18 protein-coding genes are annotated in these 23,597 nt (G+C 54.4%); 4 read left to right on the top strand and 14 right to left on the bottom strand.

The features are described 5' to 3' along the window. The first annotated feature begins 70 nt into the window (after window positions 1-70). The 3 genes from zwf to pgl are packed head-to-tail and all read left to right on the top strand — an operon-like array spanning window position 71 to window position 3,340. Window positions 71-1,606 carry a glucose-6-phosphate dehydrogenase gene (gene zwf, locus JTP09_RS00985; protein WP_240333880.1) on the top strand — a complete coding sequence of 512 codons (1,536 nt, stop codon included), beginning with the start codon at window positions 71-73 and terminating at the stop codon, window positions 1,604-1,606. Beyond that, complete coding sequence (locus JTP09_RS00990) at window positions 1,603-2,586, top strand: glucose-6-phosphate dehydrogenase assembly protein OpcA (protein WP_204876051.1); 984 nt, start codon at window positions 1,603-1,605, stop codon at window positions 2,584-2,586. The genes zwf and JTP09_RS00990 overlap by 4 nt, the downstream gene beginning before the upstream one ends. Then, window positions 2,579-3,340 carry a 6-phosphogluconolactonase gene (gene pgl, locus JTP09_RS00995; RefSeq protein WP_204876057.1) on the top strand — a complete coding sequence of 254 codons (762 nt, stop codon included), beginning with the start codon at window positions 2,579-2,581 and terminating at the stop codon, window positions 3,338-3,340. Before JTP09_RS00990 ends, pgl begins: the two co-directional genes overlap by 8 nt. Window positions 3,341-3,497: 157 nt before the next feature. Here pgl and secG read toward each other — a convergent pair whose 3' ends face one another. The 11 genes from secG to uvrA all read right to left on the bottom strand — a co-directional run bounded on the left by secG (window position 3,498) and on the right by uvrA (window position 17,331). Then, window positions 3,498-3,749 (bottom strand): preprotein translocase subunit SecG, encoded by a 252-nt coding sequence (secG, locus tag JTP09_RS01000; RefSeq protein ID WP_204876059.1) that lies wholly within the window; start codon window positions 3,747-3,749, stop codon window positions 3,498-3,500. Between the two features lie 174 nt (window positions 3,750-3,923). Continuing rightward, complete coding sequence (tpiA, locus tag JTP09_RS01005; protein ID WP_204876061.1) at window positions 3,924-4,703, bottom strand: triose-phosphate isomerase; 780 nt, start codon at window positions 4,701-4,703, stop codon at window positions 3,924-3,926. A gap of 152 nt (window positions 4,704-4,855) precedes the next feature. Further along, window positions 4,856-6,079: a phosphoglycerate kinase gene (gene pgk / locus JTP09_RS01010; protein ID WP_204876063.1), complete on the bottom strand. Its 1,224-nt coding sequence runs from the start codon at window positions 6,077-6,079 to the stop codon at window positions 4,856-4,858. Between the two features lie 96 nt (window positions 6,080-6,175). Continuing rightward, the gene (gene gap, locus JTP09_RS01015; RefSeq protein ID WP_204876069.1) at window positions 6,176-7,180 is read right to left on the bottom strand and encodes a type I glyceraldehyde-3-phosphate dehydrogenase; all 1,005 of its coding nucleotides are present in this window, start codon (window positions 7,178-7,180) and stop codon (window positions 6,176-6,178) included. A gap of 488 nt (window positions 7,181-7,668) precedes the next feature. Beyond that, window positions 7,669-8,640, bottom strand: a complete 972-nt coding sequence (gene whiA, locus JTP09_RS01020; RefSeq protein ID WP_204876081.1) for a DNA-binding protein WhiA — start codon at window positions 8,638-8,640, stop codon at window positions 7,669-7,671. 116 nt (window positions 8,641-8,756) lie between these two features. After that, a complete protein-coding gene (yvcK, locus tag JTP09_RS01025; protein WP_204876084.1) occupies window positions 8,757-9,770 on the bottom strand; it encodes a uridine diphosphate-N-acetylglucosamine-binding protein YvcK in 1,014 nt (337 codons plus the stop codon). Next, window positions 9,770-10,651 (bottom strand): RNase adapter RapZ, encoded by an 882-nt coding sequence (gene rapZ / locus JTP09_RS01030; RefSeq protein ID WP_204876086.1) that lies wholly within the window; start codon window positions 10,649-10,651, stop codon window positions 9,770-9,772. Before rapZ ends, yvcK begins: the two co-directional genes overlap by 1 nt. A gap of 98 nt (window positions 10,652-10,749) precedes the next feature. After that, window positions 10,750-12,813, bottom strand: a complete 2,064-nt coding sequence (gene uvrC / locus JTP09_RS01035) for an excinuclease ABC subunit UvrC (RefSeq protein ID WP_204876090.1) — start codon at window positions 12,811-12,813, stop codon at window positions 10,750-10,752. 122 nt (window positions 12,814-12,935) lie between these two features. Beyond that, window positions 12,936-13,607, bottom strand: coding sequence for a 1-acyl-sn-glycerol-3-phosphate acyltransferase (locus JTP09_RS01040; RefSeq protein WP_204876603.1), 672 nt, complete (start codon window positions 13,605-13,607; stop codon window positions 12,936-12,938). A gap of 154 nt (window positions 13,608-13,761) precedes the next feature. Next, window positions 13,762-14,457 (bottom strand): HAD hydrolase-like protein, encoded by a 696-nt coding sequence (locus JTP09_RS01045; RefSeq protein WP_204876092.1) that lies wholly within the window; start codon window positions 14,455-14,457, stop codon window positions 13,762-13,764. A gap of 3 nt (window positions 14,458-14,460) precedes the next feature. Continuing rightward, window positions 14,461-17,331, bottom strand: coding sequence for an excinuclease ABC subunit UvrA (gene uvrA / locus JTP09_RS01050; protein ID WP_204876095.1), 2,871 nt, complete (start codon window positions 17,329-17,331; stop codon window positions 14,461-14,463). Between the two features lie 132 nt (window positions 17,332-17,463). Between uvrA and JTP09_RS01055 the strand changes: the two genes are divergently transcribed. After that, window positions 17,464-18,144 (top strand): MBL fold metallo-hydrolase, encoded by a 681-nt coding sequence (locus tag JTP09_RS01055; RefSeq protein WP_239478540.1) that lies wholly within the window; start codon window positions 17,464-17,466, stop codon window positions 18,142-18,144. Between the two features lie 114 nt (window positions 18,145-18,258). Here the strand turns inward: JTP09_RS01055 and JTP09_RS01060 are convergent, their stop codons facing one another. The 3 genes from JTP09_RS01060 to JTP09_RS01070 form a co-directional block, all read right to left on the bottom strand. Next, window positions 18,259-19,968 carry a formate--tetrahydrofolate ligase gene (locus JTP09_RS01060; protein ID WP_240333882.1) on the bottom strand — a complete coding sequence of 570 codons (1,710 nt, stop codon included), beginning with the start codon at window positions 19,966-19,968 and terminating at the stop codon, window positions 18,259-18,261. Between the two features lie 165 nt (window positions 19,969-20,133). Then, complete coding sequence (locus JTP09_RS01065) at window positions 20,134-21,879, bottom strand: ABC transporter ATP-binding protein (protein ID WP_204876101.1); 1,746 nt, start codon at window positions 21,877-21,879, stop codon at window positions 20,134-20,136. Between the two features lie 12 nt (window positions 21,880-21,891). Then, window positions 21,892-23,574 (bottom strand): ABC transporter ATP-binding protein, encoded by a 1,683-nt coding sequence (locus tag JTP09_RS01070; protein WP_204876102.1) that lies wholly within the window; start codon window positions 23,572-23,574, stop codon window positions 21,892-21,894. Between the last annotated feature and the right edge of the window lie 23 nt (window positions 23,575-23,597).

Here is a 23,597-nt window from a genome sequence, read left to right on the forward strand (position 1 = left end):
AGCGCACGTTTATCAGGCGATAGATAGTGCCTGCTGTTGTGCCTCACCCATTGCTAGTAAAGGAAAAACTGTGCCTCACAGTGCAGAGAAGAACCCCTTGCGGGATGACCGCGACCGTCGCTTGACCAGGATCGCGGGGCCTTCGGCTCTCGTGTTCTTTGGTGTTACCGGCGACCTCGCGAAGAAAAAGCTACTGCCGGCTGTTTATGACTTGGTGAACCGCGGTTTGTTGCCGCCGAGCTTCGGTCTGGTGGGCTTTGGCCGCCGTGAGTGGAGTGATGACGATTTTCGCAAGCAGGTTCGAGAGTCCGTTGAGGCACATGCGCGCACGACTTTCCGTGAGGATGTGTGGAACCAGTTTCAAGAGGGCATCCGTTTTGTGCAGGGTGCTTTTGATGACGATAAGGCTTTCGAAAATCTGAAGAAGACCCTGGCAGATCTTGATGAGAATCGCGGTACGCGCGGTAACCACGCTTTTTACCTCTCTATTCCGCCGAAGGCTTTTGAGCAGGTTTTGCAGAAGCTAGCTGATCATGACATGGCTGAGTCTGAGGACGCGGCGGGGTGGCGTCGCGTAGTGATTGAGAAGCCCTTTGGCCATGATTTAGAGAGCGCCCGCGAGCTGAACTCCATTGTCGAAAAGGTGTTCCCCGCTGACTCGGTTTTCCGCATTGATCACTATCTCGGCAAAGAAACGGTTCAGAATATTTTGGCGCTGCGTTTTGCAAACCAGATGTTTGAGCCCCTGTGGAACGCTCACTATGTGGATCATGTGCAGATTACGATGGCTGAAGATATTGGTATCGGAACCCGTGCTGGCTACTATGATGGTGTAGGTGCTGCACGCGACGTTATTCAGAACCATCTCTTGCAGTTGTTGGCGCTGACCGCTATGGAAGAGCCCATCAGCTTTGATGCCCATCACCTGCGCACCGAAAAAGAAAAGGTTCTTGAAGCTATCACCCTGCCCGAGAACCTTGAAGAGGCTTATGCTATTGGTCAGTACGAGGCAGGCTACCAGGGTGGTGAAGAAGTCAAAGGTTTCTTTGAGGAAAATGATATTCCCTCTGACTCCCGCACTGAAACTTTCGCTGCGCTCAAGGTCAATATTGAAACTCGCCGTTGGGCTGGTGTTCCTTTCTACCTGCGCGCGGGCAAACGTCTGGGACGCCGCGTCACCGAGATCGCGCTGATTTTCAAGAAAATGCCGAACCTGCTCTTTGATGCTTCAGATGATAGCGCCGGTGCTAATGCCATTGTGATTCGAGTTCAGCCCCATGAAGGTATGACCCTGCGCTTTGCGTCCAAGGTGCCCGGTACCCAGATGGAAATCCGCGATGTCAATATGGATTTTGGCTACGGTCATTCTTTCACCGAAGAGTCCCCCGAGGCTTACGAACGTCTGATTCTTGACGTCCTGCTCGGTGAGCCGCCCCTGTTCCCCCGCCATGAAGAGGTTGAGCTTTCTTGGAAGATTCTTGACCCCTTCGAAGAATACTGGGAAAAGAACAAGATTAAGCCACAAGGCTACAAGCCCGGCTCATGGGGCCCGGCGTCAGCCCACGACATGCTTGAGCGCGACAACCGCACCTGGAGGCGTCCGTGATTTATGAGCTTCAGCAGACCACAGCATCTGCTATCAATAAAAAGCTGAGTGAAGTACTCGAACAGTCCGGTAACACCACTTCATCTCGTGTGTTGACCCTGGTGATTCTTGCTGATGACGGTCACTCGAAGCAGGCAATTACAGCAGCGCAGCAGGCATCCCATGAGCACCCCTCACGCATCATTGTGCACATCGCCCATGAAGAAGATGCAGAGGATCGCTTGGACGCAAAGATTTCGGTGGGCGGTGAAGCTGGTGCTGCTGAGGTCATTATTTTGGACGGTTGGGGCAAGGCAGCACACGCTACTGAATCTTTAATTTCGGCGCTTTTGCTACCTGACTCCCCCATTGTTGCGTGGTGGCCCCACTCTGTTCCTGAAAACGCTTCTGAGCATTCGATTGGTAAAATCGCTCAGCGTCGCATTACAGATTCGGCACGTGCTCAGGATCCCATGATGGTGCTGGCCCAGCTCGCCAAGAACTACGCAGAGGGCGACACCGACCTGGCATGGATTCGTCTAACCCTGTGGCGCATCCAGCTGGCAGCGATTTTCGATCAACTGCCTAACGCTAACGTCTCGCGGGTGACGGTCTGGGGTTCTTCAAAGTCTCCTTCTGTCGTGCTCTTGGGGGCGTGGCTGGGGTACAAACTCGATGCCGAGGTGCATCTTGTCACCAAGGGCGCAGATCGCGGTCTCTACAAGGTTGTCCTTGAACACGAAGACGGTGAGGTAGCTATCTACCGTCCGGGTACTAAGCTGGCGACTCTGAGCTCACCGGGTGCCCGTGACCAGCAAATTGCCCTGCACGTACGCACCCTTGCCGAGTGCCTGGCAGAGGAACTGCGACGTCTTGACCCCGATCAGGTGTACGGTGAGATTCTCACCTGTGCCCTGCAGGAGGTCAATATGGTTGTGGATCTCAACGTCGCTGAAATTATTGAAGACACCACAGAGTACACGGAGGAATACGATGCCTAAGCCCCAGGTTGTCAAACACGAGGATAAAACTCAGCTCACCGAACAGGGTAGCGCAAAGATTCTTGCAGTCATTGAAGAAGCTTTAAAGTCTCGCGATCAGGCTCATCTTTCACTGACCGGTGGTTCGATGGGTATCGCCATCTGGGCAGTGCTCAAAGGCTCTAAGCGTGCCCAAGCCATTGACTGGTCTAAAGTTCACTTCTGGTGGTCAGATGAGCGCTTCGTCCCCACTGGTTACGAAGACCGCAACGAACAGCAGGCAAAAGATGCCTTCTTGGACTCCGTAGAGATTCCAGCTGAAAACCTGCACATCATGGGTGCATCAGATGCTTTTGAGAATGTTGATGAAGCTGCTACCGCCTACACCGCAGAACTGGCGCGGTATGCCCAGGACGGCGCGTCCGCACCGGTCTTCGACCTTACTCTGCTGGGTATGGGTCCCGACGGTCACATTGCTTCGCTCTTTCCTGACCGCGAGGAAATTTTGGTGGAGAAAACTGAAGCAATTGCAGTGTGCAACTCCCCCAAATCCCCGCCCACCCGCGTCTCACTGACTCTGCCCCTGATTAACAACTCCCGCAAGATTTGGTTCCTCATCGCAGGTAGTGACAAGGCAGAAGCGGCAGCTCGTCTCATCGATGCAGCTGATGACGCAGACCCTGACGCTCAGATTTTGCGTGAAACCCCCGCAGCCGGGGCCCGTGCCCTTGAAGAAACTCTGATTCTCATCACGCAGGACGCACTCACCGCCTAGTGTTTAGGCGCGCAAATCGCCAAGGCGGGGCAGGTTTTTACTCACCGGTAAAAACCTGCCCCGCCTTTCTTCTCAACCTAGTCACCGCGCTCATACGCAGTGTTTTCTTAAAAACAAAAGCTCCACCGCAGTGAGCAGTGAAGCCTGTAAAAGCCTTTTACATGACGGGCGCAAAACGCAACACCAGACCGTAGGCAATAATCGCAAAGACCCACACCAAAATTGCGGTGACGGTCAAACGGACAAGGTTCTTAGATGCCATACCTGATGAGTTCAAGGAGGTGGTCATGCCGCCACCGAACATATCTGAGAGACCACCGCCTTTACCGCGGTTAAGCAACACCAGCAAAATGGTGAGAATACTTGAAATCGCGATGATAACCATCAAAACGGTCTTAAGAATCTCCACGAAGAACCCCTCATAACACTAAAATGCGGTATTTTACCGCGTACGTCTCTACGTTACACGCTTTTCTTGCAAGCTGACAAACAGACAGCTGTGAGCGTGTTTAAACCCAACGGCAGCTGCCCACCGTGGATGAGCAGCTGCCGTATACGGAATCTAAAAACTACCGCGCAGTTTTTACTTGGAGTCGAAGCGCGCGATGTTAGCGAACTCTTCAGCGTCTAAGGACGCGCCGCCCACGAGAACGCCGTCTACATCGTTTTCAGCAAGAATCTCGGGAGCTGAAGCTGCCTTGACTGAACCGCCGTAGAGAATACGTACCTTCTCAGCAACGTCTGCTGAGTAAAGCTGCTCGATTTCAGCGCGAATCGCTGCGCTCAGTTCCTGGGCGTCACCGCTGGTCGCAACCTTGCCGGTGCCGATAGCCCAGACGGGTTCGTAGGCGATCACGAGGGTTTCAGCCTGTTCAGCAGTCAAACCTTCAATGGAGCCGCGCAGCTGCTCCAGGGTGAAGTCAACATGGGTTCCGGCTTCGCGAATCTCAAGACCTTCACCAACGCAGAGTACGGGTACCAGGTTGTGACGGTATGCTGCCTGAACCTTTGCGGCGCAAGTAGCGTCTGATTCACCGTGAATGGTGCGACGCTCTGAGTGACCCACCAGAACGTAGGTAGCACCGAGCTTGTTCAGGAATGCACCTGAGATATCGCCAGTATAGGCGCCTGAATCCTGGTCGGAAAGATCCTGTGCACCGTAGACAATCTTCAGTTTGTCGCCCTCAATGAGGGTCTGTACTGAGCGAATGTCGGTGAAGGGAGGGAATACTGCAATTTCAGTATTGTCGTAGTTGAAGTTAGCGTCATCGAGAGTCCATGCCAGCTTCTGCAGAAGTGAGACGCCTTCTGCGTGGTCCATGTTCATCTTCCAGTTGCCTGCAATGAGCGGAGTACGGGTCATTGTACTTACCTTTCGTCTAAATCTTATAAGTGGAGTACGCCAGCTTGACGTTCCGCCCCGCGGAGCAGGTGGAGAAAAGCTGGCATACTAAACAGTGGGAAAGAGCGCAGGTCTCGCTTTTAAGAAACCGTCCTCTGCCCCTAGCGCATACCTTAGGCACCGAGTACGTCAATACCGGGCAGGGTTTTACCTTCGATGTATTCGAGGGACGCGCCGCCACCAGTTGAGATATGACCGAAGTCTGAATCTTCAAAACCGAGCTTACGTACTGCCGCAGCTGAGTCGCCGCCACCGATGATGGAGAAACCGTCAGATTCCTTGATGGACTGAGCAACCGAGCGGGTGCCTTCAGCAAAAGGAGCGATTTCGAAAACGCCCATGGGGCCGTTCCAGAAAATGGTCTTTGCTTCTTTGAGCTTGGCATCGAAAGTCTTGCGGGTAGCAGGGCCGATGTCAAGGCCTTCAGCCTTTTCGCCCAACTCGCCACCGGTCAAATCTTCAATAGGGCGAATCTCGGTGTTAGCGTCGGCTGAAAAGTCGTCGCCCCAAACAATATCTGAGGCGATAAGGATCTCGGTGCCCTTTTCCTGGGCTTCAGCCATGTAACGGTTAACGGTCTCTACCTGATCCTTTTCAAGCAGTGACTGGCCAACCTCGTAGCCCTTAGCGTAGGCGAAGGTGTAACCCATGCCGCCACCGACCAAGATGGTGTCAGCCTTACCGATAAGGTTGTCGATAACTGCTAGCTTGTCTGAGACCTTAGCGCCACCCATCACAACAACGAAAGGACGCTCGGGGTCATTGATGGTCTTCTTCAGAACATCAACTTCGGTCTTCACCAAATCACCCAGGTATGAGGGCAGACGTTTCGCTACATCGTAAACGGATGCGTGCTTGCGGTGAACAGCGCCGAAAGCGTCGTTGACGTATGCACCGTTTTCACCGGTCAGCGCCACCAGCTCATCAGCGAACTCGCCGCGCTCAGCGTCATCCTTTGAGGTTTCGCGTGCATCGTAACGAACGTTCTCTACAACGAGAACTTCACCGTTCTGCAGTGATTCAGCCTTAGCCTGAGCGTCTTCGCCCACAAGGTCAGTTGCGGTGATAACGGAGAAGTCAGCCAGTTCTGACAGGCGGGCAGCAGCAGGGGCGATTGAGTACTTGGGATCAACCTGACCCTTGGGGCGACCCAGGTGAGCGGTCACGATGACGCGCGCACCAGCCTTAGCCAGCTTGGTCAAAACAGGCAGTGAAGCTTTAACGCGACCGTCGTCGGTGACAGTTTCGCCGTCGAGGGGAACGTTGAGATCTGAGCGTACCAGTACGTAGCGACCTTCAACGCCTTCTGCCAAAAGCTCATCAAGTGAATGTGCCATGGTGTATAACTCCAAAAAATAAAACGAAAAATACAGGGGGTATGAAAATGCCCCCACCCAAAGTTTCCGGTGGGCGGGGGCATCAAGCAATAAAATTTAGAGGGCTGCTGCTACCTTGTTGGTGAACAGAACCAGACGTGATACGTAACCGAATTCGTTGTCGTACCATGCAACAACCTTAACCTGGTTGCCAATAACCTTGGTCAAAGGTGCATCAAAGATGGTTGAAACAGCTTCACCCTCGATGTCCTTGGACACGATGGGGTCGGTTGAGTACTTAATCAGACCCTTGAAGTCGCCTTCAGCAGCCTTCTGCATTGCTTCGTTGACTTCTTCAACGGTTACTTCGCGTGAAGCCTCGAAGGTGAGGTCAGTCAGTGAACCGGTGGGGGTGGGAACGCGAACAGCGAAGCCGTCCAGCTTGCCCTTGAGTTCGGGCAGAACCAAGCCAACTGCTGCTGCTGCACCGGTTGAGGTGGGAACCATGTTCAGGGCTGCTGCACGTGCGCGGCGCAGGTCTGAGTGAGGTGCATCGAGCAGACGCTGGTCTGAGGTGTATGCGTGGATGGTAGTCATCAGACCCTTTTCGATGCCGAAAGCATCGTTGAGAACCTTAGCCATGGGAGCCAAGCAGTTGGTGGTGCATGATGCGTTTGAAACGATGTGCATTGACTCTGAATCGTAGCTGTCATCGTTTACACCCACAACGAAGGTGCCGTCGATGTTCTTACCGGGTGCTGAGATGATAACCTTCTTCGCACCTGCATCGCGGTGAGCCTGAGCCTTGGTACCGTCGGTGAAGAAACCGGTTGACTCGATAACGATATCGATATCGAGTTCCTTCCAAGGCAGGTTAGCGGGGTCGCGCTCAGCCAGAACCTTGATGGTCTTGCCATCTACAGTGATTGACTCATCGTCGAATGAAACCTCTGAATCGAGAGTGCCCATTACTGAGTCGTACTTCAAAAGGTGTGCAAGGGTCTTGTTGTCGGTGAGGTCGTTGAGTGCAACAATCTCAAAGCCTTCTGCGTGAGCCTGAGCTGCGCGGAAGAATGAACGACCAATGCGGCCGAAACCGTTAATAGCTACGCGTACAGTCACTGGATCTAACTCCTCGATATATCAGTGAATAATATGGACGGGATACTCCCAAGTGGAAGAACCCGCTGCCGAACTGGTTCGGTGTCTACCGAACCAAGCCCGTAGTGCAGGCTTACCCGTCCGGTTCACCTTTAACTATACCTTAGATAGTGTGAGTTTGGGTGGTTTTTTGAGGTTTTTTTAGGTTTATACCCGTGTTTACCCGGACAACATGTGCGTTTTTGCGTGGGTTTAGACGGTTTTAAGCCAAAGTTCAGCTTAAAAGCGCCTCCTTTAGGGAGAATGCCGGGGAAATCCCACCTGTTCGCAACTAAGTAGACATGTGGGCTTGTGTGCTCCTCAACCACAAGACCCATGAGCCAAGCAGGCAGGCGCCCCTACTCATTTTCACCCTAGAGCTACAGCTTTTAAACACCAAAGAGGCTGACACCGATAAAAAGTGTCAGCCTCTTTGAAAGCTATCAGCGGGTAAAGCAAATCCTCTCTGCTTAGAGGTGGTGCCCTACACTCGCCTCAGTACCGGGAATACCCAGTTCCATCGCACGCTTGTCAGCCATCGCCAGCAGACGGCGGATGCGCCCAGCGATCGCGTCCTTCGTCATAGGCGGATCAGCCAAACGCCCCAGTTCATCCAAGGACGCCTGCTTGTGGGCTGCGCGCAACTCGCCCGCATAACGCAGATGTTCTGGCACCTGCTCCCCCAAAATCTCAAGAGCGCGCTCCACGCGGGCACCGGCAGCCACCGCCGCCTGCGCTGAACGACGCAGGTTAGCGTCATCGAAGTTAGCCAAACGGTTGGCGGTTGCCCGCACCTCTTTGCGCTGGCGGCGCTCGCGCCAATTCTCAAGGGCGTGATGAGCACCCATGCGTTCCAACAGCACACTAATTGTTTCACCATCGCGCACCACGACGCGATCAACACCGCGCACCTCGCGTGCCTTAGCCATAACCTCCAAGCGGCGTGCCGCGCCCACCAGAGCCAAAGCAGCTTCAGGACCGGGGCAGGTAAATTCAAGGGCGGACGAACGCCCCGGCTCGGTCAAAGAACCGTGCGCCAAAAATGCCCCACGCATCACAGCAGAAGCGTCCTCAACAGAACCGTTAACAACAGCAGGTGGCAAACCGCGCACCGGGCGACCGCGTCCGTCCAACAAACCAGTCTGACGAGCCAGCGACTCGCCCCCGTGATCCACACGCACAATATAGCGACCACCTCGACGCAAACCGCCACCGGTCACCGCCGTAATCTCAGCCTCATGACCATAAAGATCAACAATGTTCTGTTGCAAACGCACAGCAGTTGACTCAAGATCAACCTCAGCCTCAATGACAATACGCCCAGAAACTAAGTGGAGACCGCTCACAAAACGCAAAATTGTAGAAACCTCAGCTCTGCGTGCCGAAGATTTCGTAGCGTCGTAACGAGCTAACTCTTCCTTTACCGATGCGGTAAGAGCCATACCTGGCGTCCTCCAACTCATGTGTGCGGGTGTTCGTGAGTAACGCAGGCGCATATAGGCGCCAACGCATACCGGTCTATTTTATCTGCTTTTACCGCTATGGTGTGAATTAGGTTTCACCCGGCAAATAAATCGCGGTAAGCGGCACCCAGTTTGAGAGAATCGTGAACGCCGGCGGCATTGACCTGATGAACAGATGACCACTGCACAGTAGCACCCCATCGGGCGGCTGCCTCATCAAATACCACCTGGTCGTGAACAGCTGCAGGGTCAGCGATGATTGCGTCAAAGCGAATCTCAGGAGCATAACGGTTCAGCACCGCAAGATGATCCTCAGCACTCATCTCACCGGTCTCATCACTATCGAGCTCTAAATTCATGACCAGGCACTTACGAGCGTCAGAATTACTAATAGCTTTACGGATCTCAGGTAGTAAGAGATGCGGTAGTACCGAGGTCATCCACGAGCCGGGACCCAGAATAATCCACTCCGCCTCATCAATAGCAGCCAATGCCTCTTCACATGCTTCAGCGCCCTCAGGGTGCAATCTGACATCGCGTACATAACGGGACTTCGCTAGCTGTGCCTGCCCGCTAATCTCAGTCACCTGCCCCTGAGGATTATGGTTGGGAGCAACCACCCCAGAAATCACCAAGGGTTGACGGGACATCGGTAACACGCGTCCACGAGCATTCAACAGCGCCCCTGCCCAATCAAGACCAGCCACGGGGTCGCCCAAAAGCTCCCACAAAGCCACAATCAGAAGATTACCCAGGGCATGATTCTCCAGGCTGAAATTCTCGGGAGTGCTCTGATGGTGAAAACGATGCTGCATGACCTGCGACCATGTGCGACCCCACTCAGAGTCATCGCACAGTGCCGAGAGCGCCATACGCAAATCCCCCGGTGGTAACACATCAAGTTCGTTACGCAGAACTCCTGAAGAACCACCATCATCAGCAACAGTCACAACAGCCGTCAAATCATTGGTGACGTGTTTGAGCGCAGCCAAAGACGCGAACAAACCGTGCCCACCACCCAAGGCAACAACTTTAGTACTGATGAAGCCACCGCTCTCCGCTGACCCCAAAGCCTCACGCGCCTGAGGAATCCGGGACGAGACGGACATTATTCTCTACCCATATCTCGATGCTGAACATTCACGTTAATAGTACCCAGAGTACGCAGACGCTTGGCGAGCTCCTCCGTCACCGCAACACTGCGGTGCTTACCGCCGGTACACCCAATAGCAATAGTGGCGTAATGCTTACCCTCACGACGGTAGCCATCAAGCACCGGGCGCAGAGTCTCCACAAAACGCGATACAAACTCTTCAGTACCAGGATTACTGAACACATAGTCTCGCACAGCAACATCCTGACCGGTCTGCGCACGCAACTCCGGAACCCAGTGCGGGTTAGGAATAAAGCGCATATCAACCATCATGTTTGCATCCACCGGCGCACCATATTTAAACCCGAAACTAGTCAAGGTCAGATTCAGCAACTTAGGTCCCTGATGGTTGAACATCTCACGAATAGTGTGCGCTAGCTGATGCACGTTCTTACCCGACGTGTCGATGACCGTATCAGCCTTCATCTTCAAGTCTTCAAAAAGCGCACGTTCTTTAGTGATACCGTCCATAATGCGCCCTTCACCCTGCAAAGGATGCGGACGACGCTGCGCCTCATAACGAGCAATAATGTCTTTGTCTGAAGCATCCATAAAGAGCAGGGTCAGGTCAATATTCTCAGTGCGCAGACGCTCAATAGCACCGGCGATATCCTCATCCAGCTGCATAGAACGTACGTCAATACCCAAAGCCAACTTCGGCAGAGCCTCCGGGGCGTGAGCCACCACCTCCGCCAGCGGCTTGAGCATCTGCGGGGGCATATTATCAACAACGTACCAACCCTCATCTTCGAGAGTATTAGCCGCAGTGCTGCGCCCGGAACCCGAAATACCGGTGATGACAAGAATTTGAGGTTTGAGATCTTTAACAGCTTCCATACCACTTACCTGTTTCTTTTAGCTCGACCATGAACTATCGCTACCCACATCTGGGCACTTCTTATCTTACCTGGCTACCACTCTACCGGCAGCAGGGTTTAGAGAACTTCCCCCGTTGTTAAGTTAACGTCACGAGCCGATACCTTACGGTGAGAACTCGCATCCCCGTTACCGCCTGCCGTTGCCGAAGAATCATCTTCCGCTGTTTCCTGAGCAAAATGAGCCAAAATCTTAGCAGCCATCGAAGGACCAATTCCGCTCACTTCCAACAGCTGCTCCTCACTCGCCTGAGATAACTGCTTGTAAGAACCAAAATGATTGACCAGCTGCTCCCGCTTTGCAGGGCCCAACCCGCTCACTCCATCAAGGCTTGAAGCTAACATCGCCTTGCCACGCTTAGACCGATGAAAAGTAATCGCAAAACGGTGCGCTTCATCTCGAATACGCTGCACCAAATACAACGCCGGTGAAGTACGAGGCAAAATCACCGGAAAATCATCATCAAGTAACCACAGCTCTTCAAGGCGCTTGGCGATACCCACCACATAAATATCGGTAATACCCAGATCACTCAGAGCTGCCTGAGCAGCAGAAACCTGAGGCTGACCACCATCAACCACCACCAGATTCGGCGGGTAAGCAAACTTTACCGGTTCTTTAGCATCGGCATATTCAAGGCTGACCTCGCCACTTGCCCGCGGCGCTTGCTGCCGCTCACTCGCGTCCTGAAGATAACGCTTGAAACGGCGATGAATGACGTCGTACATACTGGCAGTATCATCTCGCGCAGCATCACCGGTAATGGAGAACTTGCGGTAGTCACTCTTCTTCGGCAACCCGTCTTCGAAAACCACCATGGACGCGACCACGTGGGTACCCTGAACGTGCGAAATATCGTAACACTCGATGCGCATCAGTGGATCTGGCAGCTCAAGGCTTTCTTGCAACTCGACTAAGGACGCGCTGCGAGTAGTCAAATCACCAGCGCGGCGGGTCTTGTGCAGGCTTAGCGAATGCTTGGCGTTCTCAGCCACTGTGTGCATAAGTTCAACCTTTTCACCGCGCTGAGGAACAGAAATGCTGACCTTCGCCCCGCGCACACCACCCAGCCACTGCTCCAACTGCTCCTTGTTTTCAGGCAGAGCAGGAACCAAAATCTGCTGCGGAATCTCGTGCTGCTGATGGGCACGCTCCTCATCGGTGTTACCGGCAGCGACCGACGCCGCTACTTCACCGTAGACCTGTTGAAGCAGCTGCTCAATCAGCTCCGCGTCCGTAGAATCCTCAGTCTTCTCAACAATCCAGCCGCGCTGACCGCGAATACGACCACCGCGCACAAAGAAAACCTGAACAGCGGCCTCTAAATCATCTTGGTCATAGGCAAAAACATCAGCGTCCACTGAATCAGCCAGCACCACCGCATTGCGTTCAAAAGCCTTTTCAAGAGCTCCAATATCATCACGAAGACGCGCCGCTTTCTCAAAATCGAACTCAGCGGCAGCACTCTTCATTTCGTCTTTGAGCTGAGCAATGAACTTCTCAGCCCCACCCGCCATAAACTTCGCTAAGTCTTGAGCCAGCTGCTGATGATCTTCACGGGAAATCTTCTCAATGCAGGGCGCTGAACACTTATCGATATACCCCAAAAGGCAAGGACGACCGCTACGTTCAGCCCGGTTAAAGACCCCGTTGGTGCAGGTTCGCACCGGGAAAACCCTCAGCAAAGCATCTAGGGTTTCACGGATCGCCCACGCCTGCGAGTAGGGGCCGAAATAGCGCACGCCTTTCTTCTTCTCACCGCGCATCACCATCGCCCGCGGGTAGCGGTCTTTGAGGGTAATCGCTAGGTAGGGGTAAGACTTATCATCGCGGAAAGCAATGTTAAAGCGGGGCTTATACTCCTTAATCCAGGTGTACTCAAGCTGCAGAGATTCCAGCTCGCTGCCCACAATCGTCCACTCCACTGAAGCAGCAGTGTGTACCATAGCGTACGTTTTAGGGCTGAGGGACTTGACCTGGGCAAAATAAGAGTTCAGGCGGTTGCGCAAGTTTTTGGCTTTACCCACGTAGATAATGCGCCCAAACTCATCGCGAAAACGATACACACCCGGTTGCGTCGGAATCTCTCCCGTTGCCGGGCGGTAGTCTTCGGGATTCGCCATAAAATCTTCTCTCCTCCACTAACCCCGCAGGGTTTTCTATCAACCGCACCAGAACGCACGACTCAGGCTGTACGGGCGGACGCGCCCCTGCACCGATGCTCTTACTGCCCGAAGGCAAATACTTAGCTTACGCCGCCGTCTCGTTCAGCTGAGGGTGAGACGTTATAAACATCTTTACGAGCTTGACCCGAAAGCGCCGCAATCTCATCCATGATGGCTGCTGTAGTCTCTTTACGCTGCTTACCGGTCATTCGCTCCCCCGTCTTCTCAAAGTACAAAGGTTTACCCACACGAACGGTAAAACGGTGGGGGTAAATTTTGTTGGAACCGGGCTTCTGCAGCTTGTCGGTACCAATCAAACCGATGGGAACAACCGGGGCTCCGGTCATGTGAGCCAGCCAAGCAACACCGATCTTGCCCTTATACAAGTAGCCATCACGAGAACGAGTACCTTCAGGGTAGATGCCAAATACGCGGTCCTCATTCAAAACCTCAAGAGCCTTTTCGAGGGCTTTGGTAGCTTCTTTACGGTCCAAACGGTTGACGGGAATGATGTCAATTGCCTCGAACATGGCTTTCATCGCTTTGCCCTTGTAACCTGGGCTATTGATATACTCGCTCTTTGCCAAGAAAGCTACGCGTCGGGGCATGAGAGCCGAAATAAAGATAGAATCCAGAAACGCCAAATGGTTAGATGCCACAATGACGGGCCCCTCAGCGGGGAAGTTCTCCAGACCCGTGATGCGGGCACGAAAAACAGTGCGGGAAAGGCCGCTCACGGTTTTCTGAATCATCTTGTAGTACTGCACAAATCTTCCTTTGAGGTGTTCAGGGCTCGCTCTGCCGTACCCCTAGCATCGTGCCCAGGTAAGAGCATCTGTCTGCACTAACTTTAGAGCAAATTTGGTCGGTACGGGACTATATCGTTGCACTGCCGAGCTCTTGATCTCAGTTGTTGTTCTCTGAAGTTCCTGGGAGCAGTCCACGAACAGTAGCTACCAGTTCATGCGAAGTGCTAGCGATATGCTCAAAATTTTCTTTAAGCTCCACCTCATCCCCATAGCCCCACGTAACTCCCACCGCGGCAATACCGTGGATACAAGCGCCCTCGCCGTCATAGAGCCGGTCTCCCACCATCACAGCAGTGATATCACCATATTCTTTTCGTAGCTTCTCTAATCCGTAGGCGATGATACCTGCTTTATCGGCGGGCATATGAAGGTTCTGCCCGCTGAACTCATCCCGGCTGCCCCCAATTACTTCAAAGTATTCAGCTAGATCAAAGCGACGAACGACCTCTTGCGCTACGTGCAGAGGCTTCTGGGTTGCTACCGCCTGCACGTAACCGGCGTCCTTGAATGCATCAAGTGCCTCGCGGATACCTGGGTAAAGACGCGAGCAATCCAAACCGCTTTGAAGGTAACGCCCTCGATAAGTGGCAATGATGTCAGCGAACTTTTCTTGGGGAACCTCCGTAAAGTGCTCCAGGGAGTAGTGTATAGGCGGACCCACAAACTGTACCAAATCAGCATCACTAGGACGCTTATAACCGTTCTCCACCAGGGCATGGGCAATGCCTTCGGTGATGGATCCAACAGGGTCAAGAATAGTGCCGTCAAGATCCCACAACACAGCGCGTGTCATTGATTAGACCTCTAACATCTCTTTGAGGAAGGCACCGGTGTGTGAGCTCTCTACCAAGGCAACATCTTCGGGGGTTCCCTCAGCGATGACGGTACCGCCACCAGAGCCACCCTCGGGGCCCATATCGATAATCCAGTCAGCACTCTTAATGACATCGAGGTTATGTTCAATCGTGATAACAGAGTTACCCTTTTCAACCAACCCCTGAATCACCATCAGTAGCTTGCGAATATCTTCAAAGTGCAAACCGGTAGTCGGTTCATCAAGTACGTAGATGGAACGCCCGTTGGAGCGTTTCTGCAGTTCAGAGGCGAGCTTGACGCGCTGAGCCTCGCCGCCCGACAGAGTAGTCGCAGGCTGACCCAAACGAATGTACCCCAAGCCCACATCAACCAAGGTATTGAGATGACGGGCGATAGGAGTGAACGCCGCAAAGAACTCAGCAGCCTCAGCCACGGGCATCTCCAAGACATCAGAGATACTCTTACCCTTGTACTTTACTTCCAGAGTCTCGCGGTTGTAGCGCTTGCCGTGGCAGGTTTCGCAGGGCACATAGACATCGGGCAAGAAGTTCATTTCAATCTTCAAGGTACCGTCACCGGCACACGCCTCGCAGCGTCCGCCCTTAACGTTGAAAGAAAAACGACCAGGCTGGTAACCGCGCATCTTTGCATCGTTGGTCTCAGCAAAGAGCTTGCGGATGTTATCAAACACGCCCGTGTAAGTTGCCGGGTTTGAACGCGGGGTGCGACCGATAGGTGACTGATCAACATGGATGATTTTATCCAGGTGATCCAGACCGTCGATGGACTTATGGCGACCCGGCACCTGCTTAGCACCGTTGAGTTTATTGGCTAGAGCGGTGTAGAGAATGTCATTAACCAAGGTCGATTTTCCCGAACCCGAAACACCGGTCACTGCGGTAAGCACGCCAAGCGGGAAAGTGACGTCCACATTTTTCAGGTTATTTTCGCGCGCACCGCGCACGGTGAGGCGGCGCTTCTTATCAATGGGACGACGACTAGCAGGGGTCTCGATACTACGACGACCTGCCATGTAGTCACCGGTGATGGAGCGTTCGTTCTTTAGCAACTCCTTGAAGGTTCCGGAGTGAACTACCTCGCCGCCGTGCTCACCTGCTCCGGGCCCCACGTCAACAATCCAGTCGGCTTCTTTCATGGTGTCTTCATCGTGCTCTACCACGATGAGGGTGTTGCCCATATCGCGCAGCTTAGTAAGAGTTTCGATCAGGCGGCGGTTATCGCGCTGATGAAGACCGATGGACGGCTCATCAAGGACGTAGAGCACACCCACCAAGCCTGAACCAATTTGGGTTGCCAGACGGATGCGCTGGGCTTCACCACCCGAAAGAGTACCGGCAGCACGCGCTAGGTTGAGATAGTCTAAGCCCACATCTAGCAAGAACTGCAAACGAGCATCAATCTCTCGCAGTACCTGCTCGGCGATCTTCTTCTCGCGGGCACTCAGCTCTACGGTTCGTAAAAACTCCAGAGCTTCGCGCATGGGCATTTCGGTAACATCAGCAATAGATTTACCGTTAATCTTGACCGCCAAAATCACGGGGTTAAGACGCGCACCGTTACAGGCGGGGCAGGCGCTTTCGCGCATGTACTGCTGGTACTTATCTTTAGCCCAGTCAGATTCAGTTTCTTCGTGCTTACGCTTGATGTAGGCAACCACGCCCTCAAAACCTGAGGTGTAGCGGCGCTCACGACCAAAACGATTCTTATAAGCAACGGTGACCTTGTAGTCTTTACCGTTGAGGATAGCTTTTTGAGCTTTCTTAGGCAGGTCTTTCCACGGGGTGGTCAAGTCAAAGCCGAGCTCCTCTCCCAAACCCGCTAGAAGGCGCAGCCAGTACTCTGTGGTTGCTTTGCCCTGTGACCAGGGAGTGATGGCACCCTCTGCCAGCGACAGGTCAGTGTTGGGAATCAGTAGGTCTTGGTCGACCTCTAGGCGCGAGCCGATACCGTCACACTGGTTGCAGGCACCGAACGGTGAGTTGAAGGAGAAAGCACGCGGCTCAATCTCTTCAAGCTGAATGGGGTGATTATTGGGGCAGGCCAGGCTCTCGCTGAAGCTCTGACGGCGGTCTGCGGCGTCCTCATCGCGGTCTACGAAGTCGACCAGGACGCGTCCGTGGGCGAGGCTGAGAGCAGTCTCTACAGAATCGGTGAGGCGCTGGGTGATGCCCTCTTTAATCACCAGACGGTCGATTACTACCTCAATGGTGTGTTTGAACTGTTTTTCAAGTTTGGGCGGATCGTTAAGTTGGATCTGTTCACCGTCAACGATGGCGCGTGAGTAACCGGCGGTGGTCAGCTCTTTGAAGAGATCGACAAACTCACCCTTTCGAGCGGTCACCACGGGTGCCAAAATCTGCAGGCGGGTGCGCTCGGGCAGTTCCATAACTTGGTCAACGATTTGCTGCGGAGTTTGGCTAGAAATCAGCTCGCCACATTCGGGGCAGTGGGGGTGACCCACGCGTGCCCAGAGCAGACGCATGTAGTCGTAAATCTCGGTGATAGTACCTACGGTTGAGCGCGGGTTCTTCGAGGTAGATTTCTGGTCGATAGACACGGCAGGTGACAGACCCTCAATGAAATCAACGTCAGGCTTATCTACCTGCCCCAAGAACATGCGCGCGTATGAAGACAGCGACTCCACATAGCGGCGCTGCCCCTCAGCAAAGATAGTGTCAAAGGCAAGCGAGGATTTGCCCGAGCCCGAAAGGCCCGTAAAAACAACCATCGCATCGCGCGGAATCTCAAGATTGACGTTCTTCAGATTATTCTCGCGAGCGCCCTGCACCACGATGCGGGTGAGGTCATTAGGTTTGTGGGTGCTTGCCATGCGGCGCGTCCTCTCATTGCCTATTGGTTTCGAACATATATTCTATCAGCAGAGCGCAAGTGGTGAGCGGTTTATTTTCACGCTCACAGTGAAAGGGGGCATGGCGGTGGTGATGCGCGGTACGGTGGTTGCATGAGCACTTCACAGATGATTTATAACGGTGAACATTACACTATTCGTTCCATTTCGGTTTCTGAGATGGAGAACAATGTCTATCTGCTGACCGCTAAAGAGGACGGTTTGCAGGTTTTGATTGATGCGGCAGATGATGTGGACGCTATTGAGAAGTTCGCGGCGGACGCGCTGGCGCAGGACGTATCGGATGAGGGCGAGCCGGTGGGTGTTGTGGCTATTTTGACTACCCACGGGCATTGGGACCATATTCGCGCTCTGCCCGCTGCTGCGCGTCTCTTTGATGCCACCACTTACGCGGGCGAAGATGATATGGATGCAATTGCCGAGCAGGAGGGCTTCAACGTGGACATGCCGGTAGATAGTACGGTTGTTCACTTCGGAGACATCGCGCTGGAGGCAACCAACCTGGTGGGTCACACTCCCGGCTCCATCATGTACACGCTGACCGATGCTGAGGGCGAGCACCCGGCGTTCCTCTTCACCGGCGATTCCCTCTTCCCTGGCGGTGTAGGCAAGACCAATTCCCCCGAAGACTTCACCTCGCTCATTAGCGATGTGGAGCGAGAAATTTTCGGCAAGCACGCCGATGATGCCGTTGTTCTGCCCGGTCACGGCAAGTCCACCACGGTAGGTAACGAGCGTCCGCACTTGGACGAATGGAAAGAACGCGGCTGGTAAAGCCTCTGACGGAGAGACTCTGCGCGTGGGCGTTGACATAACGCCCACGCGTTGCTTTAAAGACACACGAGGCTGGAAGGACGCCAACGCCCAGTTTATGGACGCCGAGCCTTGCTAGAAGAGCCCCACCATCGTTCCGTTCTCGTCAAAGCCGATGCGCTCTGCCGCCGGGTGCTTGGGTAGTCCGGGCATGGTGCGCATGGTGCCGCAGATAGCGTAGACGTAACCTGCGCCGGCTGCCAGGCGAACCTCACGCACGGGCAGGGTCCAGCCGGTCGGGGCGCCCTTGAGTGAAGCGTCCGCCGAAATGGAGAGATGGGTTTTAGCAATCACCACGGGAAGCTGCCCGTAGCCTAGCTCTTCATACAGCGCCAGCTGTTTGCGGGCGGTGGGCGTTACCTCGATACCGTCAGCGCCGTAAACGCCGATGGCGACCTTCTCTATCTTGGTCTCTAGTGAATCTTCATCGGCGTAAGTGTAGACCAGTTCGCTGGCATCATCGCATGCTTCAGCCACTGCGTCCGCCAACTCGGTAGTGCCTTTACCTCCCTCAGCCACACCGCGATGTACCGCAACGCGGGCACCCGCCTCACGCGCAATCTCAGCAATCGCCTCGTGCTCTGATGCAAAGTCGGTGGGGAAAGCATTGATAGCTACCACCGGTTGAACACCGAAGCTACGGACAATCTCAATGTGTTTGATGAGGTTGGACGCGCCAGCGCGTACGTCCTCAGGGCTTTCAGTCAGCATACCCTCGGGCAGGGGCTTACCGGGAACAATTTTGTACAGACCAGAGTGCGACTTCAGAGCGCGAACGGTGACAACCAGTACCGCAGCATCAGGCTGAAGACCGGAGACCCTGCACTTGACGTTGAAGAAACGCTCAGCACCCATATCTGCACCAAAACCCGCCTCGGTAATCACGTAGTCGGAATGTTCCAGACCCACATAATCAGCTACTACCGAAGAGTTGCCGGTGGCAATATTGCCAAAGGGCCCGGCGTGAATGAGGGCGGGGGTCTTCTCAAGTGTCTGCATGAGGTTGGGGTTGATAGCGTCCTGCAAAATCACCGCCATGGCACCGTCTGCCTTCAAATCTGCGGCGGTCACCGGCTGCCCCTCATAGGTAAAGCCAACGACGACGCGTGCCAGACGCTGCACCAAATCATCGAAGCTGGTGGCAAGGGAGAGAATCACCATGATTTCTGATGCCGAGGTGATATCAAAACCGCTCTCACGTACCACGCCGTCCATGCGCTCGCCCAGCCCAATTACCACGTTACGCAGGGCACGGTCATTCATGTCGATAACCCGTCGCCAGGTAATAGAGCGCGGGTCTAACCCCAACTCGTTGCCCTGATGCAGGTGATTATCAATCATTGCCGCCAGCAGGTTATGGGCAGCCGTGACAGCGTGAAAGTCGCCGGTCAGGTGCAGATTGAGTTTGTCCATGGGGATAATCTGCGAGTACCCACCGCCAGCTGCACCGCCCTTGATACCAAAAGTGGGGCCCATCGAGGGCTGACGCAGGGTGAGCATGGCACGACGTCCAGTGGCAGCCATACCTTGTGCCAACGAGACGGAGGTTGCTGTCTTGCCTTCGCCCAGAGGGGTGGGGGTTACCGCGGTAACCACTACGTACTTTGCACCGCGGGCACGCGCGTTGGCGGCAGTGGTTGTTTCATCGAGTGCAACCTTGGCAACGTACTTACCATAGGGTTCAAGACGTTCGGAGTCGATGCCTGTTTCTTGAGCGATGTCGGTAATCGGATGCAGGGTTGCAGCCTGGGCGATTTCAAGGTCTGAGGGGAAAGGGGTGCTCACGGGGTAACCCTCCATTGGGTCTTGTTACAAGTTTTTTCTGCAACGCAGGTTTTTGTCGCAGCTCACTTATAGTCTAATCGAAAGTGAGCTACGACCCACCGAGTGGATAAAGTTCCCTCCTGCTAAAAACTGCCCGATTCCACAGCAACTAGAGTGCAGCAGATACTATGCCCTAGCAAAAATCTCAGCGGGGCTACCTTCGGCAATGAGCTCACCGTTTTCAAGGAGAACAGCACGGTCAGCGAGGGAGGCGATGCGCGCGTCATGGGAAATAATGATGACTGCCCGCCCCTGCATGACTGCTGCCAAAGACTCCCGCGCATCTGCCAGATCAAGTTGGGTGGTGGATTCATCGAGAATGACCAGGTGCGGGTTTGCCGCCACAATACGCGCCAGGGCAAGCTGCTGTACCTGGTCGCGGGTGAGTTCAAAACCGTTAGCACCAACCTCAGTTGCAAGCCCCTGTGGCACCTCATCAACCCAGTGGGCACCCACAGCGTGCAAGGCGGCAATCTGTTCCTCGGCGGTGACATCCGGTGCTGCGACGGTCATATTATCTGCAAGGGTGCCAGCAAACAGGTGGGCTTCTTGGGTACAGATGAGTAGACGCGGACGTGCGTCCGCCCCGTGGTCTGTGGGGTAAAGACCATTGCCCACCAGGTGGCCGGCAACCGATATGGTGCCTGAATCTGCGGTCAACGAACCAGCGATAAGGCGTGCCAGGGTGGTTTTGCCTGATCCTGAACGCCCCACCAGGGCGAGGCTTTCGCCGGGCTGAATCTCAAGATTAATACCTCTGATGACAGGTTTTTCGGGATTGTAGCCGTAAACCACCGACTGGCAGCTCACGATACTATTCTCCCCACGAGCACTGGCTACAGTATCAGCAACTGATTCTTGATGAACCAAAGACCTGCGGCTCTTTTGCTGCTGCGCCAGGTCGATAACGCCAAAGACCCTGCCCATCGTGACCGACATTTCGCGGAGCTTATCGAGCCAGTACGTGAAGATATCGGCGTTCACACGCATACCAAAGAGCATAATCGATGCGGTGGCGGCATCGCCCCAGCTCGCCCAGCCACGTTCAACGCAGTAGGCACCCCACCCCACCGAAAGCAGTAGGGGCATGTAGGCGTTGAAACCATCGATTGCCCAGTAGGTGGCGCGCAGCCCCACCATTTGCCGGGAGATTCTGAAAACGTCCTCGGTTCTGGCGCTTTGAACCTCTTGACGTGCCTGCACCACCCCGAGTTCACGAATGGTGCTCGCCCCGCGCATATTCTCATTTGCCACCACGGTGAATGCCGACATTGCTTCGGTGCGGTTGAGCGTTAACCTACCGATTTTGGGAAGGAAAATCGAGAGCATAATTGCCATGAGTACGAACATCGGCACGGTCACCAGCCCAATGTAGGGGTTTACCGCGAAGATAGTGGCTGCGGTGAGCAACATGTAGACGGTGATGTACATGAACTCGGGCAAACCTTGCGCCAGGGTTTGGCGAATTGAATCAACGTCATCGGTCAGGCGTGAGAGCAAGTCACCAGCACCCGCGTCCTCGACCGTTTGCGCGTCCAGGGTCAGAGCTGAGCCCACCATGTCAATGCCGAGATCGCGGTTAAGGCGAATACCAATTTTCTGCCCTTGGAAACTCCAGGCGCGGGTAAGTAGCGCACCAGCAACGACAGCGAGCGCGATAGCTGCGATAAAGCCCCAGGGAAATCCGGTGAGGTACCCGAGGGATGCCGCGTCAATGAGCCTGCCGATGATGACAGGAGTAGCAAGGGCGGTGAGTGAGCTCAGCACAAAGAGCACCAGCAGGGCAACAAACTGTCCGGGTGTTTTCAAGGCGTTGCGCATGAGCATGCGCCAGGTGATTTTGGTGGGGGCAACAGGCAGTAAGTGTGACATGGTGTGACTCCCCTACTTACGAACGTGAACTGAGGCGCGCGGGGTCTGTTCGATTTTTTGAATGGAGCTGGTGATAGCGTCGCTATAGTCGCGGGCGGTTGCGTGGTCAGAAGCACAGCCGGTGATGCGCCGTTCGGTCTCCATGGTGGTGCTGATAATGTACACGGTGCGCAGATGGGTGAGTGGAAAGGCTGTGCCCGTTCGTTTCTCTAATTCGTCGAGAATGAATTTTTGGCTGGGCTCGTCCACGGAGTTGAGCGGTTCGGTGAGCACCAGAATCTGCGTGTTCTGGGCGAGAGCGCGAGCAAGGGCAAGTCGCTGACGCTGACCGCCTGAGAGATTAGCGCCCTCGGCGCTGATACGCGCTTGCAAGTATTCTTGCGGGTTGGTGCCACCCAGTCGGTGGGCGATTTCTTCGGAGTCGGTGAGTTTGAGTAGCTCAATCATGCCTTGGGTCTCTAACCCGGTGGTTCCCAGTTGCAGATGCTCAGCCAGGGTTCCGGCGAAAATCATGGGGTTGGGTTCTGAGAGCAGGATGCGCTCCCCCTGCCTCTGTTCTGATGGGGTACGCAGGGCGCGGGTGAGCGCCTCAGCGTAGTCTTGGGCAGTCATCCCAAAATCGCGGGGGTTGATGTACACAACCGGTGAGGTGGCAGTGGGAACCTCAACGCTGGCAGGCAGGGTGCTTGGCACTACGCGACGGGCGTCCGCAACATCGTGGGTGAGCTGATCGACCCTGCGCAGGGCAACGCGCGACTGACGCCAAGCAAACAGCAGCATCTCAACCGACCAGATAGGGCCTGTCATGATGTTAATCAAGCCTGCTACGGTCACAAGCTGACCTGCAGGAATATCGGTAATCCAGATGCCCGCTGGCGCGCTACCGCGCACGGCAAAAGCAATAGCAAGCAGGGTCACGGTGCCGACCAAAAAGTTACGCGCAGCATACGACCATGTTTGTACCTTTTCTAGCCGAAGCTGAGAGTCGTGCAACTCATGTGCGCTCGCTGAATATCGCCTCATCATACGTTCTTGGGCGCCCAACCCCAAGATAGTGCGAATGGATGAGGCGATATCGCCGGCTTTAGAGGTATTCACGCCCACTTTTTCGCGAAAAACCTCAGAGTGAGCTTCGAGAATCTTCGAAATACGGGTCAGCGCAAAGACGGTGAGAATCAGCCCCACCAGCACGATCACTGCCACCGGCGGGCTAATGATCCACAGCTGATAGGTACACATGATGGCGGTGCCAACTGCTGATGATGCCATTATGACTGGGTGCCACAGTGCCCCTAGAGTGCGTGAATCCTTATTCAAAAGAGCAATGAGGTTTCCTGTATCTTTGACCGGAGCCTGCGCTGCTAATCCAGAAATGTGCAATCGCCAGGCGCGCTCTAAAGCGGCGATCACCTTGAAGGTAGTGCCCCAAGTGAAGATCTCATTGAAGCAGAAGTAAAGCACAATCAGTACCAGCCACTTCATCAGTGACCACGCCTCATCAACCTGCCCAGCGATATGCAGATCAATAATGCGCCCCATGAGCACCGGCATATAAGCCACCGATAGCACCGAAATAAGATCGGTGATGAAGGGAATCAAGTACAGTGGACGCCACCGCCACCCCGGCGGCGCAACGCGAAACTTAACTGACGCGTCCGCGCTTTTAGCCGTCTCAGATGAGCTTGATGATGCCATGTGCTACTTCTAGCCCTTCCTGA

The sequence above is a fragment of the Rothia sp. ZJ1223 genome (assembly GCF_016900985.1).
Taxonomy (GTDB): Bacteria; Actinomycetota; Actinomycetes; order Actinomycetales; family Micrococcaceae; genus Rothia.

Coding starts and splice junctions, on each gene's coding strand:
- pgl (WP_204876057.1), top strand. CDS start 2,579: ATGCCTAAGCCCCAGGTTGTCAAACACGAGGATAAAACTCAGCTCACC.
- tpiA (WP_204876061.1), bottom strand. CDS start 4,703: ATGACCCGTACTCCGCTCATTGCAGGCAACTGGAAGATGAACATGGAC.
- pgk (WP_204876063.1), bottom strand. CDS start 6,079: ATGGCACATTCACTTGATGAGCTTTTGGCAGAAGGCGTTGAAGGTCGC.
- whiA (WP_204876081.1), bottom strand. CDS start 8,640: ATGGCTCTTACCGCATCGGTAAAGGAAGAGTTAGCTCGTTACGACGCT.
- yvcK (WP_204876084.1), bottom strand. CDS start 9,770: ATGTCCGTCTCGTCCCGGATTCCTCAGGCGCGTGAGGCTTTGGGGTCA.
- rapZ (WP_204876086.1), bottom strand. CDS start 10,651: ATGGAAGCTGTTAAAGATCTCAAACCTCAAATTCTTGTCATCACCGGT.
- uvrC (WP_204876090.1), bottom strand. CDS start 12,813: ATGGCGAATCCCGAAGACTACCGCCCGGCAACGGGAGAGATTCCGACG.
- JTP09_RS01040 (WP_204876603.1), bottom strand. CDS start 13,607: ATGATTCAGAAAACCGTGAGCGGCCTTTCCCGCACTGTTTTTCGTGCC.
- JTP09_RS01045 (WP_204876092.1), bottom strand. CDS start 14,457: ATGACACGCGCTGTGTTGTGGGATCTTGACGGCACTATTCTTGACCCT.
- uvrA (WP_204876095.1), bottom strand. CDS start 17,331: ATGGCAAGCACCCACAAACCTAATGACCTCACCCGCATCGTGGTGCAG.
- JTP09_RS01055 (WP_239478540.1), top strand. CDS start 17,464: ATGAGCACTTCACAGATGATTTATAACGGTGAACATTACACTATTCGT.
- JTP09_RS01065 (WP_204876101.1), bottom strand. CDS start 21,879: ATGTCACACTTACTGCCTGTTGCCCCCACCAAAATCACCTGGCGCATG.
- JTP09_RS01070 (WP_204876102.1), bottom strand. CDS start 23,574: ATGGCATCATCAAGCTCATCTGAGACGGCTAAAAGCGCGGACGCGTCA.